This is a genomic window from Streptomyces sp. NPDC050416, assembly GCF_044458845.1.
Lineage (GTDB): Bacteria > Actinomycetota > Actinomycetes > Streptomycetales > Streptomycetaceae > Streptomyces.
Window position 1 is genome coordinate 188,878 of sequence record NZ_JBITII010000001.1, and the last position, 15,642, is coordinate 204,519.

At 69.5% G+C, this 15,642-nt stretch carries 11 protein-coding genes; 1 reads left to right on the top strand and 10 read right to left on the bottom strand.

Annotation, left to right across the window (positions count from 1 at the left end; all coding sequences use genetic code 11):
• Positions 1-20: 20 nt before the first annotated feature.
• From ACIBL4_RS00880 to betA, 9 genes are all read right to left on the bottom strand, one after another.
• Positions 21-1,253 (bottom strand): sarcosine oxidase subunit beta family protein, encoded by a 1,233-nt coding sequence (locus ACIBL4_RS00880; protein WP_356927683.1) that lies wholly within the window; start codon positions 1,251-1,253, stop codon positions 21-23.
• Positions 1,250-2,533, bottom strand: coding sequence for a serine hydroxymethyltransferase (gene glyA, locus ACIBL4_RS00885; RefSeq protein ID WP_399405116.1), 1,284 nt, complete (start codon positions 2,531-2,533; stop codon positions 1,250-1,252). Before glyA ends, ACIBL4_RS00880 begins: the two co-directional genes overlap by 4 nt.
• Positions 2,530-3,390 (bottom strand): bifunctional methylenetetrahydrofolate dehydrogenase/methenyltetrahydrofolate cyclohydrolase, encoded by an 861-nt coding sequence (locus tag ACIBL4_RS00890; protein WP_399405118.1) that lies wholly within the window; start codon positions 3,388-3,390, stop codon positions 2,530-2,532. Before ACIBL4_RS00890 ends, glyA begins: the two co-directional genes overlap by 4 nt.
• A gap of 89 nt (positions 3,391-3,479) precedes the next feature.
• A complete protein-coding gene (locus tag ACIBL4_RS00895; RefSeq protein ID WP_399405120.1) occupies positions 3,480-5,918 on the bottom strand; it encodes an FAD-dependent oxidoreductase in 2,439 nt (812 codons plus the stop codon).
• A 225-nt stretch (positions 5,919-6,143) separates the two neighbouring features.
• Positions 6,144-7,106: an ABC transporter substrate-binding protein gene (locus tag ACIBL4_RS00900; RefSeq protein ID WP_399405121.1), complete on the bottom strand. Its 963-nt coding sequence runs from the start codon at positions 7,104-7,106 to the stop codon at positions 6,144-6,146.
• 13 nt (positions 7,107-7,119) lie between these two features.
• On the bottom strand, positions 7,120-9,120 hold the full coding sequence (locus tag ACIBL4_RS00905) for an ABC transporter permease (RefSeq protein ID WP_399405123.1): 2,001 nt from the start codon (positions 9,118-9,120) through the stop codon (positions 7,120-7,122).
• Positions 9,120-10,208, bottom strand: a complete 1,089-nt coding sequence (locus tag ACIBL4_RS00910; RefSeq protein WP_399405125.1) for a glycine betaine/L-proline ABC transporter ATP-binding protein — start codon at positions 10,206-10,208, stop codon at positions 9,120-9,122. Before ACIBL4_RS00910 ends, ACIBL4_RS00905 begins: the two co-directional genes overlap by 1 nt.
• Before the next feature lie 19 nt (positions 10,209-10,227).
• Positions 10,228-11,697 carry an aldehyde dehydrogenase family protein gene (locus tag ACIBL4_RS00915; RefSeq protein WP_399405127.1) on the bottom strand — a complete coding sequence of 490 codons (1,470 nt, stop codon included), beginning with the start codon at positions 11,695-11,697 and terminating at the stop codon, positions 10,228-10,230.
• A 197-nt stretch (positions 11,698-11,894) separates the two neighbouring features.
• Entirely contained in the window at positions 11,895-13,553 is a 1,659-nt protein-coding gene (gene betA / locus ACIBL4_RS00920; RefSeq protein WP_399405129.1) for a choline dehydrogenase, read from the bottom strand.
• A 208-nt stretch (positions 13,554-13,761) separates the two neighbouring features.
• On the opposite strand from betA, the gene ACIBL4_RS00925 reads away from it, so the two are divergent.
• The gene (locus tag ACIBL4_RS00925; protein WP_399405132.1) at positions 13,762-14,508 is read left to right on the top strand and encodes an IclR family transcriptional regulator; all 747 of its coding nucleotides are present in this window, start codon (positions 13,762-13,764) and stop codon (positions 14,506-14,508) included.
• Here the strand turns inward: ACIBL4_RS00925 and ACIBL4_RS00930 are convergent.
• Positions 14,480-15,640, bottom strand: a complete 1,161-nt coding sequence (locus ACIBL4_RS00930) for an aromatic ring-hydroxylating dioxygenase subunit alpha (RefSeq protein ID WP_399405134.1) — start codon at positions 15,638-15,640, stop codon at positions 14,480-14,482. The genes ACIBL4_RS00925 and ACIBL4_RS00930 overlap by 29 nt on opposite strands.
• Between the last annotated feature and the right edge of the window lie 2 nt (positions 15,641-15,642).

Genomic DNA, 15,642 nt, shown 5'->3' on the forward strand with positions numbered 1-15,642 from the left:
GGGTCGGCTCCCTGATGGTCCTAGTGGGCCACCGCGGCCGCGCCGTGCTCGTCGACGAGCGCGCCGGTGGTGAAACGGTCGAGCGAGAAGGGGGCGTTCAGCGGATGCGGTGTGTCGTGGGCGATGGTGTGGGCGTAGACCCAGCCGACCCCGGGGGTGGCCTTGAAACCGCCGGTTCCCCAGCCGCAGTTGAGGTAGAGGTTGTCGACCGGGCTGAGGCCGATGATCGGTGAGGCGTCGGGGCTGACGTCGACGATGCCGCCCCAGGTGCGCAGGACGTGGGCCCGGGCGAAGACCGGGAAGAGCTCCAGGGCCGCCGACATCTGCTCTTCGATGATGTGGAAGGCGCCGCGCTGGGTGTAGGAGTTGTACGCGTCGATGCCCGCGCCCATGACCAGCTCGCCCTTGTGGGCCTGGCTGACGTACACGTGGACGGCGTTGGACATGACGACCGTCGGGTGGACGGGTTCCAGCAGCTCCGACACCAGCGCCTGCAAGGGGTGGCTCTGGACGGGGAGTTCGATGCCCGCCATGGCCGCCAGGACCGAGGTGTGGCCGGCCGAGCAGAGCGCGACCTTGCCCGCCGCGATCGGGCCGCGGGTGGTCCGGACTCCCACCACCCGGTTGCCGACGACGTCGAGGCCGGTGACCTCGCAGTTCTGGATGATGTCGATCCCGGCGGCGTCGGCGGAGCGGGCGAGGCCCCATGCCACGTGGTCGTGCTTGGCGATGCCCGCGCGTGGCTGGTAGGTCGCGCCCAGGACCGGATAGCGCACGTCCGGGGAGATGTTGACGATGGGGCAGACGTCCTTGACGCCGTCCGCGTCGAGCCATTCCGCGTCCACGCCGTTGAGGCGGTTGGCCTCGACGCGGCGCACGCTGTCGCGGACGTCCTGGAGGCTGTGGGCGAGGTTCAGCACGCCACGCTGGGAGAAGAGGATCGGGTAGTCGAGTTCCTCGGCCAGGCCCTCCCACAGCTTGAGGGCGTGTTCGTAGATGCCGGCGCTCTCGTCCCAGAGGTAGTTGGAGCGGATGATCGTGGTGTTGCGGGCCATGTTGCCGCCCGCCAGCCAGCCCTTCTCCAGCACGGCGACGTTGGTGATGCCGTGGTTCTTCGCCAGGTAGTGCGCGGTGGCCAGGCCGTGGCCGCCGCCGCCCACGATGACGACGTCGTACGAGCGCTTCGGCTCGGGGTTGCGCCACAGCCAGTCGGGGTGTTCGGGGAGCTCGGCGCCGGGGGTGCGGGGGCTCATCGGGCGTCTCCGTCCTCGGACAGGTGCGGGTAGAGCGGGTGCTTTGCGGCCAGGGCCTCCGTGCGGGCGCGCAGGGCGGCGACGTCCGGGGCCGGCTGGAGGGCGAGGGCGATCACGTCCGCGACCTCGGCGAAGTCCTCCTCTGTGAAGCCGCGGGTGGCCAGGGCCGGGGTGCCGATGCGCAGGCCCGAGGTGACCATGGGCGGGCGCGGGTCGAAGGGCACGGCGTTGCGGTTGACGGTGATGCCGATCTCGTGGAGCAGGTCCTCGGCCTGCCGGCCGTCGAGTTCCGAGTCGCGCAGGTCGACCAGGACGAGGTGGACGTCCGTGCCTCCGGTCAGGACACGTACCCCGGCCGCCGCCGCGTCCGCCCGGGTGAGGCGTTCGGCGAGGATGCGGGAGCCGGCGAGGGTGCGGGCCTGGCGTTCGGCGAACTCCGGTGACGCGGCGACCTTGAACGACACCGCCTTCGCGGCGATGACGTGCTCCAGGGGGCCGCCCTGCATCCCTGGGAAGACCGCCGAGTTGATCTTCTTGGCGAGGTCGGCCTCGTTGGTGAGGATGACGCCGCCGCGCGGGCCGCCGAGGGTCTTGTGGGTCGTGGTGGTCGTGACGTGGGCGTGCGGTACGGGGTTGGGGTGCAGTCCCGCCGCGACCAGTCCCGCGAAGTGCGCCATGTCGACCATGAGCAGGGCGCCCACCTCGTCCGCGATCCGGCGGAAGGCCGCGAAGTCCAGCTGCCTCGGGTACGCCGACCAGCCCGCGATGATCATCTTGGGGCGGTGTTCCTTGGCGAGGTGCTCGACCTCGTCCATGTCGACGAGATTGTCGCCCTCGGACACGTGGTACGGCACGATGTTCAGCATCTTGCCGCTGTAGTTGATGCGCATGCCGTGCGTGAGGTGCCCGCCGTGCGCGAGGTCGAGGCCGAGGACGGTGTCGCCGGGCTGGAGGAGGGCGAAGAAGACGGCGGTGTTGGCCTGGGCGCCCGAGTGCGGCTGCACGTTGGCGAAGCCCGCGCCGAAGAGGGACTTGACGCGCTCGATGGCCAGCCGCTCGGTGACGTCGACGTGTTCGCAGCCGCCGTAGTAGCGGCGGCCGGGGTAGCCCTCGGCGTACTTGTTGGTCGCGACCGAGCCCTGTGCTTCCATCACGGCGGTGGGCGCGAAGTTCTCGGAGGCGATCATCTCCAGGGTGGACTGCTGGCGGTGCAGCTCGGCGCGGAGCGCGGCGTGGACTTCGGGGTCCAGCTCCGCCAGGGGTGTGTTCAGCGCGTTCATACGGCGTTCGCATTCCTCTCGGCGGCCTCGACGACATTGGCGAGCAGCATGGCCCGGGTCATGGGGCCCACTCCCCCGGGCATCGGCGCCAGCCATCCGGCGACCCGGGCGGCGTCCGGGTGGATGTCACCCACCAGGCCCTGGTCGGTGCGGGTGATGCCGACGTCCAGGACGGCCGCGCCGGGGCGCAGCATGTCCTTGGTGATCAGTCCGGGCGAGCCGGCCGCCGCGACGACGATGTCCGCCTCGCGGACGTGCCAGGCCAGGCCCTTGGTTCCGGTGTGGCACAGGGTCACGGTGGCGTTCTCGGACCTGCGGGTGAGCAGCAGCCCGATGGGCCGTCCGACGGTGATGCCCCGGCCGATCACGCACACCCGCGCTCCCGCGAGCGGCACGTCGTGGCGGCGGAGCAGTTCGACGATGCCGCGCGGGGTGCACGGCAGCGGGGCCTCGACGCCGAGGACGAGCCGGCCGAGGTTGACGGGGTGCAGTCCGTCGGCGTCCTTGGCCGGGTCCATCCGTTCCAGTACGGTGCCCGCGTCGAGATGGCCCGGCAACGGCAGCTGGACGATGTAGCCGGTGCAGGCGGGGTCGGCGTTGAGCTCGTCGATCGTCTCCTCGACCTGCTGCTGCGAGGCGTCGGCGGGCAGCTCCCGCCGTATGGAGGCGATACCCACCTGCGCGCAGTCCCGGTGCTTGCCGCCGACGTAGGCGCGACTGCCGGGATCGTCCCCGACCAGCACGGTACCGAGCCCCGGCACCCGACCGGTGGTAACGGTCAACTTGTCTACGCGTTCGGCGAGTTCGAGCCGAACGGCGGCAGCGGTCGCCTTGCCGTCAAGGAGTTGTGCGGTCACCTGGAGTTCCTTCCAACGAGGCTGTGGCTGACGCCCCCAGGGGCGCGGGGAACTGCGCGACCAGCCACGACGAAGCCGCACCCGAAAACTCACCCGCGAAGACGGGACATGGCCGGATCGAACAGCGGCTCTTCGGCGACAACCGCCTCGATGCTCTGGTCGAAGTACCCGATGTGCACAACCGTCCCCGGAGCCGCAAGCTCCACCGGCAACCACGCATAGGCGACCCCCTTGCCGATCGTGTAGCCGTACGCCGCACTCGTGACGTACCCGACCGCACGGTCACCGTTGAACACCGGCTCCTTGCCCATCACGACGGCCCTCGGGTCCTCGATCGTGAGACACGTGAGCTTCCGCCGTACGTCGGCCCTGCGCCGCTCCAGCGCCGCCTTGCCGATGAAGTCGTCCTTGTCGAGCTTGACGGCGAACCCGACTCCGGCCTCGTAGGGGTCGTGCTCGTAGGTCATGTCGGTGCCGAAGGAGCGGTAGCCCTTCTCCAGGCGGAGGCTGTTGAACGCACCCCGCCCCGCCACGATGCCGCCCAGCGGCTCGGCCGCCCCCCACAGCGTGTCCCACAGCTTCTGCCCCAGGTCCGCGGTGGTGTACAGCTCCCAGCCGAGCTCCCCGACGTACGACAGACGCATGGCCGTCACCGGGACGGAGCCGATATAGGCACTCCGGGCGCGGAAGTACTTCAGGCCGGTCGCCGAGAAGTCGGCGTCGGTGAGCGGCTGGAGGACCTCGCGGGCGCGCGGCCCCCACAGGCCGACGCAGCACGTGCCGGGTGTGATGTCGCGGACCTGGACCGTGCCGTCGGCGGGGAGGTGACGTGTGAACCAGTCGAGGTCCAGGTTGCCGTTGGCGCCGACCTGGAAGCGGTCGGGTGCCAGGCGGGCGACGGTGATGTCGCTGCGGATGCCGCCGTCGTGGTCGAGCAGCAGCGTGTACGTCACCGAGCCGACGGACTTGGCGACCTTGCCGGTGCACAGCCGCTCCAGGAAGGCGGCGGCACCGGGGCCGCTCACCTCCAGGCGCTTGAGGGCCGTCATGTCGTACATCGCGACGGTCTCGCGGGTGACTTGGGCCTCGGCGCCGACGATGGGCGACCAGTAGCGCGCGGCCCAGTCGTTCGGGGTCGGGATGCAACGGCCTTCGACCAGGCCCGCGTTGGCCTCGTACCACTGCGGGCGCTCCCAGCCGTTGGCCTCCAGGAAGAAGGCGCCGAGCTCCTGCTGGCGGGTGTGGAACGGGCTCGTGCGGATCGGGCGCGGATCTCCCGACGGCTGGAGGGGGTGGAGGATGTCGTAGACCTCGACGAAGTTCTGACAGTCGCGGGCCAGCACGTACTCGGGCGAGAGCTGGTGCGGCTCGAAGCGGTTGACGTCGCACTCGTGCAGGTCGAACGAGGAGCAGTGGCCGTCGACCAGCCACTCGGCCATGGCCCGTCCGACACCCGCGGAGTGGGTGACCCAGACGGCCTCGGCGACCCAGAAGCCCTTGAGGTCCGGGGATTCGCCGAGCAGCGGCAGGCCGTCGGTGGTGAAGGAGAACAGGCCGTTGATGCCCTCTTCGACCTTGGCGTCCTTCGTCGCGGGAAGCAGGGACTGGGTCTCGCTCCAGGCCGCTTCGAAGTCCTCCTCGGTGAACTTCAGGACGGACGGCATGTCCTCGGACTCGCCCACGGAGAGGATGTCGTCGGCGGAGACCGGCATCGGGCGGTGGCCGTAGTAGCCGATACCCAGGGCGTCGAAGCGGTCGCGGTAGTAGAGGTCGGCGTCCTGGTGGCGCAGGATCGGGCGGACCGCCTCCTGCGTCTGGCCCGCCAGGGCCGGTACCGGGCCCGTCCAGGCGAGCTGGTGGGCGAGCGGCGTGAGCGGGAGGTTCATACCGGCCATGCGGGCGATCTTCGGGCCCCAGATGCCGGCGCAGCACACGACGATGTCGGCGGGAATCTCGCCCTGGTCGGTGAGGACGCCGGTCACCTCGCCGTCGGCCCGCCGGACGTCGAGGACTTCGTGGCGGGCGAGGAAGCGCACGCCGCGCTCGGTGGCCCGGCGGATCTGCGCCTCGACGGCGAGGACCGCCTTCGCGAGGCCGTCCGTGGGCACGTGGAGGCCGGCGAGGACCTTGTCCGGGTTGACGAGCGGGTGCTGTGCCACGCACTCCTCGGTGCTCAGCAGCCGGGACTCGATGCCCCAGGAGGTGAGCCAGCCGTGGCGCCGCTGGAGTTCCTTGACGCGCTCCGGGCTGGTCGCCACTTCCAGGCCGCCGACCTGGAGGAAGCAGGGCTCACCGTCGACGTCGAGCGAGCAGAGCTTCTCGACGGTGTAGCGGGCCATCTCGGTCATGGTCTTGGAGGGGTTGGTCTGGAAGACCAGGCCCGGGGCGTGTGACGACGATCCCCCGGTGGCGGGCAGTGGGCCCTGGTCGACGACGGTCACGTTGGTCCAGCCTCGCGCGGAGATCTCATCGGCGAGCGCTGCTCCCACGACGCCCGCTCCGATGATGATCACCCGGGGTCCCGCCATCGCCGCACCTCCGACGTTGAAAGCGATGCAGTTGCTGTCTGCGCAACAGAGTTCAGGTTGCGCAACTCAATGTGCCCGCCGTGGACAGGCGTGTCAAGGGGTCCGCGACGCCGGAAAGCCCCCGGAAGCGGCGGGGAGGAACCACCGGAAAACGCAGAGGCCCGGCAGGCTGGACACGCAGCCTGCCGGGCCTTTCCGGCGGGGTTCACACAGACAGTCGTGCGCCTACTTGATCCAGGCGTCGACCTTGCCGCGGTTGGCCTCGACCCACTTCTTCGCCGCGGCCTCGGGGGCCATCTTGTCCACCGCGATGTACTTGGCCACGGTGTTCTGGTCGTCGTTGGTCCAGCTGAACTTCTTCACCAGGTCATAGGCCGGGCTGCCCGACTTGGCGAACTTGGCGCTGACTATCTTGTCGAGGTTGTACACCGGGTAGTCGCAGGCGACCTTCTCGGCGTCGGCGTCGCAGCCCGTCTTGTACTCGGGCAGGGTGACCTTCTTGAGCGGCACCTCGGACATGAACCACTGCGGCTCGTAGAAGTAGCCGATCACCCATTCCTTGTTCTTCTCGGCGTTGCGGTACGCCTGGATGAGCGCGGTCTCGCTGCCCGCGTACACCACCTTGAAGTCCAGCTTGAGGTTCTTCACGAGCGCCTCGTCGTTGGTGACGAACGACGGGTCGCCGTCGAGGAGCTGGCCCTTGCCGCCCGACTCGGAGGTCTTGAACTTCGACGCGTACTTGTTCAGGTTCTTCCAGTCGAGGATGTCCGGGTGCGCCTTCGCCAGCCACGGCGGCACATACCAGCCGATGAGGCCCTTGTTGCCGGTCGGGCCCGCCTCGACGGCGGTCTTCTGCTGGGTGATGTACTTCTTCTTCAGATCGTCGTGGCCCCAGTTCTCGACGACGGCGTCGACCTCGCCCGTCCCGAAGCCCTGCCAGGCGATCTCCTCCTTCAGGTCCTTCTGCTCGACCTTGCAGCCGAGGTCGTGCTCGGCGACGTAGGCGAGGACCGCCGCGTTCGCCTCGTAGCCCACCCAGGGGTTGATCGCGAGGTTGAAGGTGCCGCACTTGCCCGAGCTGCCCGAGCTGCCCGCGCTGTCGTCACCGACCTTCGCGCCTGAGCAGGCCGTGAGGGTGAGGCCGAGGACGGCCAGGCCGGCAGCGCCGGCTCTGAAGTGTCGTGCCATGGTGTGGTGCTCCTTATGCGCCGGCGCGGCGAGCCGCTGCCTGAGTGATCCGGTCGAACATGACTCCGAGCAGGACGATGGCGAGCCCTGCCGCGAGTCCCTTGCCGTACAGCTGGCCCTGTGAGAACCCGGCCACGACGTCGTAGCCGAGGGCGCCCGCGCCCACCAGACCGCCCACCACGACCATCGACAGCACGTAGATCAGGCCCTGGTTGGTCGCGAGGGTCAGGGCGCCCCGCGACATGGGCAGTTGGACCTTCGTGATGATCTGCCAGGTGTTGCACCCGGTGGACGTGGCCGCCTCGACGGTGGTCTCGGGCACGGCCCGCACCCCGTCCGCGATGATCTTGATGGCGACCGGTGCCGCGTAGACGACGGCGGCGACGATGGCCGTGAACCGGGTCGCGCCGAACAGCGCGAGGAACGGCACGAGATAGACGAACGGCGGCATGACCTGGGCCGCGTCCAGGGTGGGCCGCAGCAGCCGGTCCACGAGCGCGCTGCGTCCCATCCACACCCCGAGGACGACGCCGAGCAGCATCACGAGCACCGTCGCCACCGCGGTGGACGCCAGCGTCGTCATGCCGTCCGACCAGACACCGGTACCGACGAGCAGGCCCACGCACACGGCCGTGGTGACCCCGGCGCGCCACCCGCCGAGCACCGTGCCGAGGGCGACGAGGGCGGCCCCGACGAGCCACCACGGGGAGTCGGTCAGCACGGTCTGGAACGGATTGAGCAGGCCGTTGGTGAGGGCGTCGCGGAAGGCGTTGGTCAGGCCCGACAGGTTGTCCTGTGCCCAGGTGGTCACATCGGCTGTCGTCTTGGCGATGCTGCTGCCGATGCCGCCGTCGCCGGGGAACTCGGCCGCCCACACATAGGTGTGCGACAGGTACGCCAGCACCAGCGCCGCCACCGCGCCCACTGCGAGCAGCTGCCGCCGCCACTTGAGGAAGGGACTGTCCGAGCCCCGGGCCGTCTCCGCCCGTGTGCTCGCCGCGGTGGTGACCCGGTCCAGCACGATGGCCATGACGACGATGGCCAGACCGGCGTTGAAGGCCGTGCCGACGTCCAGCGACTGCAGGGCCTGGACGACGGTCTTGCCGAGTCCGGGTGCGTCGATCAGGGCCGCGATGGTCACCATGGCCAGGGCGGCCATGATGGTCTGGTTGACGCCCATCACCACGGTCCGCTTGGACATCGGCAGCAGGACCTTGAGCAGGGCCTGCCGCCGCGTCGCGCCCATCGAGTTGGCCGCCTCGACCGTGGTCTGCGGTACGGAGCGGATGGCGTGCGCGGTGATGCGGATCGCCGGTGGCGCCGCGTAGATGGCGGTGGCGATCGTGGCCGAGGCGGGGCCGATCAGGAAGAACAGGGTCAGCGGCGCCAGATAGACGAAGGTCGGCATCGTCTGCATGAAGTCCAGGAACGGCGTGACGATCCGGTGGAACCGTTCCGACAGCCCGGCCCACACACCCAGGGGAATGGCGAACAGCAGCGCCACGCAGACCGCGGAGAGGGTCAGCGCCAGCGTGTCCATGCTCTCCTGCCAGAGCCCTTGCAGGCCGAGGAAGGTGAAGCCGGCCACGGCCAGCAGCGCCACCCGCCAGTTGCCCACCGCCCAGGAGACATAGCCGGCGATGCCGACGACACCGAGCCAGCCGATCTGCGGAACCGGGCGATCAGCGGACGGCTGGGAGATCAGCTCCTGGACGAAGGTCACCAGGGTGTCGATGACCAGGCGGATCTCGTTGAAGAAGTAGAGGAAGAGGGGGTTGGAGTTGCGGTCGGCGCCGATCGAATCGTTGACGTCGTTGAACCACCGGTGCAGATCGGTCAGGTCGGCCGCCGCGAGGGACAGGGTCTGCCTGCCGCGCAGCACGGCGAAGAGCACCAGCCACAGGAGCAGGATCGCGGCCACCACCACGGCGCGGTTGACCGTGCGCGCGGGCCGGGCGGGAGCGGGTGGCTCCGCGGTCCCGGTCTTCTCCGGTTTCTCCATCGCGACGGTCATCAGGCGTCGCCTTCCTGCCCGGCGACCACCGCGAGGATCTCCTCGTCGCCGACGATGCCGAGCAGCTTGCCGTCCTCGACGACCTTGACCGGCTTCTCGGCGGCGAGCACCGCACGCGTGGCCTCCTTCACCACGACGTCCGGACCGAGCTCGGGCCCGTCCAGCGGGTCGTCGGGCTCCGCCGGGCGCATGATCCACCGCAGGGTCAGGACGTCACCGCGGGGCACGTCCCTGACGAAGTCGCGTACGTAGTCGTCGGCGGGGGCGCCGACCAGTTCGTCGCCGGTGCCGCACTGGACCGTTCTGCCGTCGCGCATGATGAGGATGCGGTCGCCCAGCTTGAGCGCCTCGGACAGGTCGTGGGTGATGAACACCATCGTCTTGCCGACCTCGTGGTGCAGCCGGATGACCTCGTTCTGCATGTCGCGGCGGATCAGCGGGTCGAGCGCCGAGAACGGCTCGTCGAAGAGGAGCACGTCCGGGTCGCCGGCCAGCGCGCGGGCGAGACCGACGCGCTGCTGCATACCGCCGGAGAGCTGGTCGGGGTAGGAGTTCTCGTATCCGGAGAGGCCGACGAGTTCGACGACCTCCATGGCCCGCTTGGTGCGCTGGGCCCGGCTCATGCCGCGGATCTCCAGCCCGAACGCCACGTTGTCGACGACGCGCCGGTGCGGCAGCAGCCCGAAGTGCTGGAAGACCATGGAGAACTTGCTCCGGCGCAGTTCGCGCAGGCGGCCCGCGTCCGCGTCGCGGATGTTCTCGCCCTCGAAGAGGATCTCCCCGGCGGTGGGTTCTATGAGCCGGGTCAGACAGCGCGCCAGGGTGGACTTGCCGGAGCCGGACAGGCCCATGACGACGAACACCTCGCCCGGCGCGACGTCGAAGCTCACGTCGCGCACGGCGGCGGTGCATCCGGTGCGGTCCATCAGTTCGCGGCGGGTGAGCCCGCGCAGTTCCTCGGAGCCCGGTACCTGGTCCGCCTTCGGTCCGAACACCTTCCACAGCTCGCGTACGGAGATGACCGGCGTGCCTGCCGCGTCCTGGGGTGTGCCGCGCCGCTGCGGCACCTCGGTCGTTGCTGGGGTCATGTTCGACCTCTTTCGGCGTTCAGCCGCGGAACCAGTGCTGCGGCCTGGGTTGGATGTTCTGCCAGATGTGTTTGGGCTCCCGGTACTCGTCCAGGCCGGTCGGGCCCAGCTCGCGGCCCACGCCGCTGTGCCCGAACCCGCCCCATTCCGCCTGCGGCACATAGGGGTGGTAGTCGTTGATCCACACCGTGCCGTGGCGCAGTCGGCGGGCGACCCGCTGGGCCTTCCCGGCGTCCTGCGTCCAGACGGCGCCGGCGAGCCCGTATTCGGTGTCGTTGGCGATGCGTACGGCGTCGTCCTCGTCGGTGAAGCGCTCCACGGTGAGCACGGGCCCGAAGGACTCCTCGTGCACCACCCGCATGTCCTGACCGCACTCGTCGAGCACGGTGGGCGGGTAGTAGTGGCCGTCGGCGAGGGCCGGGTCGTCGGGGCGTTCGCCACCGCAGCGCAGGACGGCGCCCTCGGCGAGTCCGGCCGCGACGTACGCCTCGACCTTCGCCAGGTGCTGAGCGGAGATCAGCGGGCCGGTCTCGGCCTGCGGGTCGAAGGGGCCGCCGAGCCGGATCCGGCGGGCGCGGCGGACCACCTCGTCGACGAACCGGTCGTGCAGCGAGTCCTCGACGATCAGCCGGGCGCCGGCCGAGCAGACCTGGCCGGAATGCAGGAAGACGGCCGTGAGCGCGAAGTCCACGGCCGTCTCGAAGTCGGCGTCGGCGAAGACGACATTGGGATTCTTGCCGCCGAGTTCCAGCGCGACCTTCTTCACGGTCGCGGCGGCGGTGGCCATGATGCGTCTGCCGGTGTCCAGGCCGCCGGTGAAGGAGACCAGGTCGACGGCCGGGTCCTCGGCGAGGGGTGCGCCCACCTCGGGTCCGGCCCCCAGGACGAGGTTGGCGGCACCGGCCGGGAGCCCGGCCTCGGTCAGCGCCTTCATCAGCAGGACGGACGTCGAGGGGGTGAGCTCACTGGGCTTGAGGACGATCGTGTTGCCCGCGAGGAGAGCGGGCGCGACCTTCCAACTCGCCTGGAGCAGCGGGTAGTTCCAGGGGGTGATCAGTGCGCACACGCCGATCGGCCCGTACTCGACGCGGCTGACGGCGTCGTCGCGGCCGGTGTCGATCACCCGGCCGGCGTCGGTGCCGCCGAGCCCTCCGTAGTAGCGGAAGCAGGAGACGACGTCGGCGATATCGTACTCGCTCTCCACGAGCCGTTTGCCGGTGTCCAGCGATTCGGCGCGGGCGAAGGCGTCGGCGTCGCGTTCGAGGAGGTCGGCGGTGCGCAGGAGGAGGGCGCCGCGCTCGCGCTCGGGGGTGCGTGGCCAGGGCCCTTCGTCGAAGGCCCGGCGGGCCGCGGCGATGGCCGCCTCGGCGTCGGGGCGGGTGCCTTCGGACACCGTCACGGAGAGCGAGCCGTCGGCGGGGCAGCGGATCTCCCGCCGGCCGCCGGCCACGGGATCCCGCCATTGTCCGTCCACGTACAGGTCTGCCACGTCGAGGGCCCTTCGAGCTGAATCGCGTTGCGCATCGTGCATCGAATTGCTTGTGGTGGAACACTCTGGAGAAGGCGGCAACCCACGTCAAGGGGTTGACGGTGACGGTTTAGCCAAGGCGACAGCCACGAGGACGCAGCGCCGGCAGGCCCGGAACGCCTTGCCTCCGGGCCGGTCGGCTGTCTGAAAAGCGCTGGTTACGGCAGGGGACGGTGCCGGTAATAGGCGGCGGCGGACGGGGGCAGCGGATCCTTCCCGAGGATGAGGTCGGCCGCCTTTTCCGCGATCATCATCACCGGTGCGTAGATGTTGCCGTTGGTAATGTACGGCATCACCGACGCGTCGACGACGCGCAGCCCCTCCACCCCGTGGACCCGCATACTGGCCGGATCCACGACGGCCATCTCGTCGGTGCCCATCTTGCAGGTGCATGACGGATGCAGCGCGGTCTCGCCGTCCTTGGCGACCCAGGCGAGGATCTCCTCGTCGGTCTCGACAGACGGTCCCGGCGAGATCTCCCCGGCGTTGTAGGGAGCCATGGCGGGCTGGTTGAGCAGCTCGCGGGCGACCCTGACGGCCTCCACCCACTCGCGGCGGTCCTGCTCGGTGGACAGGTAGTTGAAGCGGAGCGCGGGGTGCTCGGCCGGATCCGTGCTCTTGATCTTCACCGAGCCGACGGCGTCGGAGTACATGGGCCCGACGTGCACCTGGTACCCGTGTCCGCCGGCGGGCACGGAGCCGTCGTAGCGGACCGCGACGGGCAGGAAGTGGAACATCAGGTTGGGGTAGGCCACGTCCCCGTTGCCGCGGACGAAGCCGCCCGCTTCGAAGTGGTTGGTGGCGGCGGGGCCCGTACGGAAGAGCCACTGGAGTCCGATGAAGGGGGCGCGCCACTTCGCGAGGTACGGCTGCATCGAGACCGGCTGCTTGCAGGCGTACTGGATGTACACCTCCAGGTGGTCCTGGAGGTTCTCGCCGACGCCCGGCAGATCGTGTACGACGTCGACGCCGAGGGCGCGCAGTTCCCCGGCGTTGCCGACGCCCGAGAGCTGCAGCAGTTGCGGGGAGTTGATCGCGCCTCCGCACAGGATGACTTCGCGGGCACGCACCCGCTGGGGCCTGCCGCGGCCCCGCCGGTACTCGACGCCGACGGCCTTCTTGCCTTCGAAGAGGACGCGGGTGACCAGAGCGCGTGTCCTGACCGTGAGGTTGGGGCGCTTGCGTGCGGGTTTGAGGTAGGCCTTGGAGGCCGACAGACGACGGCCGCGGTGGACGTTGCGGTCGAACCGGGCGAAACCTTCCTGCCGGTAGCCGTTCACATCGTCGGTGGGAGCGTGGCCCGCCTCCTCGGTGGCCTTCAGGAAGGCCTCGAAGAGCGGGCCGGCTCCTGGGCCGCGCTCCAGGACGAGAGGGCCGTCGTGACCGCGGAACTCGTCGTCCGGGTCGGCGGCGAGACAGTTCTCCATCCGCCGGAAGTACGGCAGGCAGTGCGCGTAGTCCCAGGTCTCCATGCCCGGGTCGGCCGCCCAGCGCTCGTAGTCCAGGGGGTTGCCGCGCTGGAAGATCATGCCGTTGATGCTGCTGGAACCGCCCAGCACCTTGCCTCGCGCGTGGTAGACGCGCCGGCCGCCCATGTGGGGCTCCGGTTCGGACTCGTACTTCCAGTCGTAGAACCGGCTGCCGATCGGGTAGGTCAGTGCCGCGGGCATGTGGATGAAGACGTCCCAGGGGTAGTCGGGCCGACCCGCCTCCAGGACCAGCACCTGGTTGCCCGGATCCGCGGAGAGCCGGTTGGCCAGCGCACTGCCGGCGGATCCACCACCGACGATGACGAAGTCGTACTGCAAGTCAGCCATGGGGCCTCGTCTCGCTCGCGCCGTTGAGAATGCGCGGCATGCTAGTACTCGTACCTCTATGTGCACCAGGTTGCGGAACGCGCAACTTCTCCGAGGCCTGCACAAGGCCTTGACCTGCATCGCTGGCCGCTATGTTTAACGCCCGTATAGTTGCGTTGTGAGCAACTACCATGCAGAAACGGAAACGACAACTGCACCGACTGGTGGGGTGCAGTCCGTCGACCGCGCCATCACCGTGCTGGAGATCCTGGCCCGGCGCGGCGAGGCGGGAGTCAGCGAGGTGGCCGCCGAGATCGATGTTCACAAGTCGACCGCGTTCCGGCTGCTCGGCGCCCTGGAGGTGCGCGGTCTGGTGGAACAGGCGGGCGAGCGCGGCAAGTACCGCCTCGGCTTCGGCCTCGTGCGGCTCGCCGGCGCGGTCACCGGCCGCATCGACATCACCCAGCAGAGCCGCCCGGTCTGCGAGCGTCTCGCCGAGGAGATCGGTGAGACCGTGAACCTCGCCGTGATGCAGGAGCACTACGCGATCAACCTGTACCAAGTGCGCGGTCCCGGCGCTGTCACGGCGTTCAACTGGGTCGGCCAGCTGACGCCGTTGCACGCCACCTCCAGCGGCAAGATCCTGCTGGCCCACATGCCACCGAAGGAGCGTGCCGCGCTGCTGTCGGAGGCGGGTCTGAAGAAGCTGACCCCCCGCACCCTGACCGCGAAGACGAAGCTCGAGAAAAACCTCGCCGAGGCGCTCGAACGCGGTTACTCCTGGACCCTGGAGGAGTTCGAGGTGGGACTGCACGCCATGGCCGCCCCGGTCCGTAACAGGGACGGCGAGGTCATCGCGGCGTTGAGCGCCTCTGGACCGGCGTACCGGCTCACCGAGGACCGGATGCACGAGCTCGCCCCCGTGCTGGTCAAGGGCGCGGACGAGATCAGCCACCGCATGGGCTACCTGGGCTGACCTCCTGCGGCCGCCCCACGCCCAGACGTTCCTGGACGAAGGTGTGGAACTCGCCGATGTGGTGCTCGCTGGGCACGAGCACCCCGCCCTTGGCGTACAGCCGTGAGCTCATCGCGGGCTGGCAGCGCTCGCACGCGTCGAAATCCTGCCGGTTGACCCGGTCGAAGAGCTCCACCGACCGGCTGACGTCCCTGCCGCTCTCGACGACATGCTTGAGGTAGAGCCAGTCGCACTCGACGACGGTGCGGTCCACGGCGACCGGATACATCCGGTGGAAGATCACATGGTCGGGCACGAGGTTGATGAACACCTGCGGCCGGACGGTGATCGCGTAGTACCGGCGGTCCTGGCCCTCGGTGATGCCCGGTATGCGGTCGAGTCCTTCGGAGCCGTCGACGGTGAAGCCCTTGACCTCGGAGCCGAACTCCGCGCCGTGTCCCACGTAGTACTGGGCGGCGTATCCGTCGGCGAACTCGGGGAGCACCTCGGTCAGTTCGGGGTGGATCGTCGCGCAGTGATAGCACTCCATGAAGTTCTCGACGATGAGTTTCCAGTTCGCCCGCACGTCGTAGACGATGCGCCGGCCGACTTCGAGGTTGTCGATGTCGTAGTGCTCGATCGACTCCGTGTCGCCCAGGCGCGCGACCACCTCCCCCACGACCTCGTCGAAGGGGGGCGGGTCCGCCGCGAGGCACACCCACACATAGCCGAGCCATTCCCGCACGGCCACAGGGGCCAGGCCGTACTCGGTGCGGCTGACGTCGGGCATCTTGGTGAGGTTGGGCGCCGCGACGAGTTTGCCCGTCAGGTCGTACGTCCAGGCGTGATAGGGGCACTGGAAGGCGCGCTTGACCTCGCCGGTCTCCGCTGTGCAGAGCTTGGCTCCGCGGTGCCGGCAGACGTTGAGGAAGGCACGGACGGAGTTGTCCCGTGCCCGGGTGATCAGGACGCTCTCGCGGCCCACCTCGACGGTGCGGAAGGCACCTGTCCTGGCGAGGTCGGCGGAGCGCACGGCGCAGAACCACATCGCCTCGAAGATGTGTTCCTGCTCCTGGGCGAAGACCGCGGGATCCGTGTAGGACGAGCCGGGGAGGGTGGCGATCAGGCTGTCCGGCAGGCCGGTCGAGGTCACTG

Coding starts and splice junctions, on each gene's coding strand:
- ACIBL4_RS00905 (WP_399405123.1), bottom strand. CDS start 9,120: ATGACCGTCGCGATGGAGAAACCGGAGAAGACCGGGACCGCGGAGCCA.
- betA (WP_399405129.1), bottom strand. CDS start 13,553: ATGGCTGACTTGCAGTACGACTTCGTCATCGTCGGTGGTGGATCCGCC.
- ACIBL4_RS00900 (WP_399405121.1), bottom strand. CDS start 7,106: ATGGCACGACACTTCAGAGCCGGCGCTGCCGGCCTGGCCGTCCTCGGC.
- ACIBL4_RS00895 (WP_399405120.1), bottom strand. CDS start 5,918: ATGGCGGGACCCCGGGTGATCATCATCGGAGCGGGCGTCGTGGGAGCA.
- glyA (WP_399405116.1), bottom strand. CDS start 2,533: ATGAACGCGCTGAACACACCCCTGGCGGAGCTGGACCCCGAAGTCCAC.
- ACIBL4_RS00880 (WP_356927683.1), bottom strand. CDS start 1,253: ATGAGCCCCCGCACCCCCGGCGCCGAGCTCCCCGAACACCCCGACTGG.
- ACIBL4_RS00910 (WP_399405125.1), bottom strand. CDS start 10,208: ATGACCCCAGCAACGACCGAGGTGCCGCAGCGGCGCGGCACACCCCAG.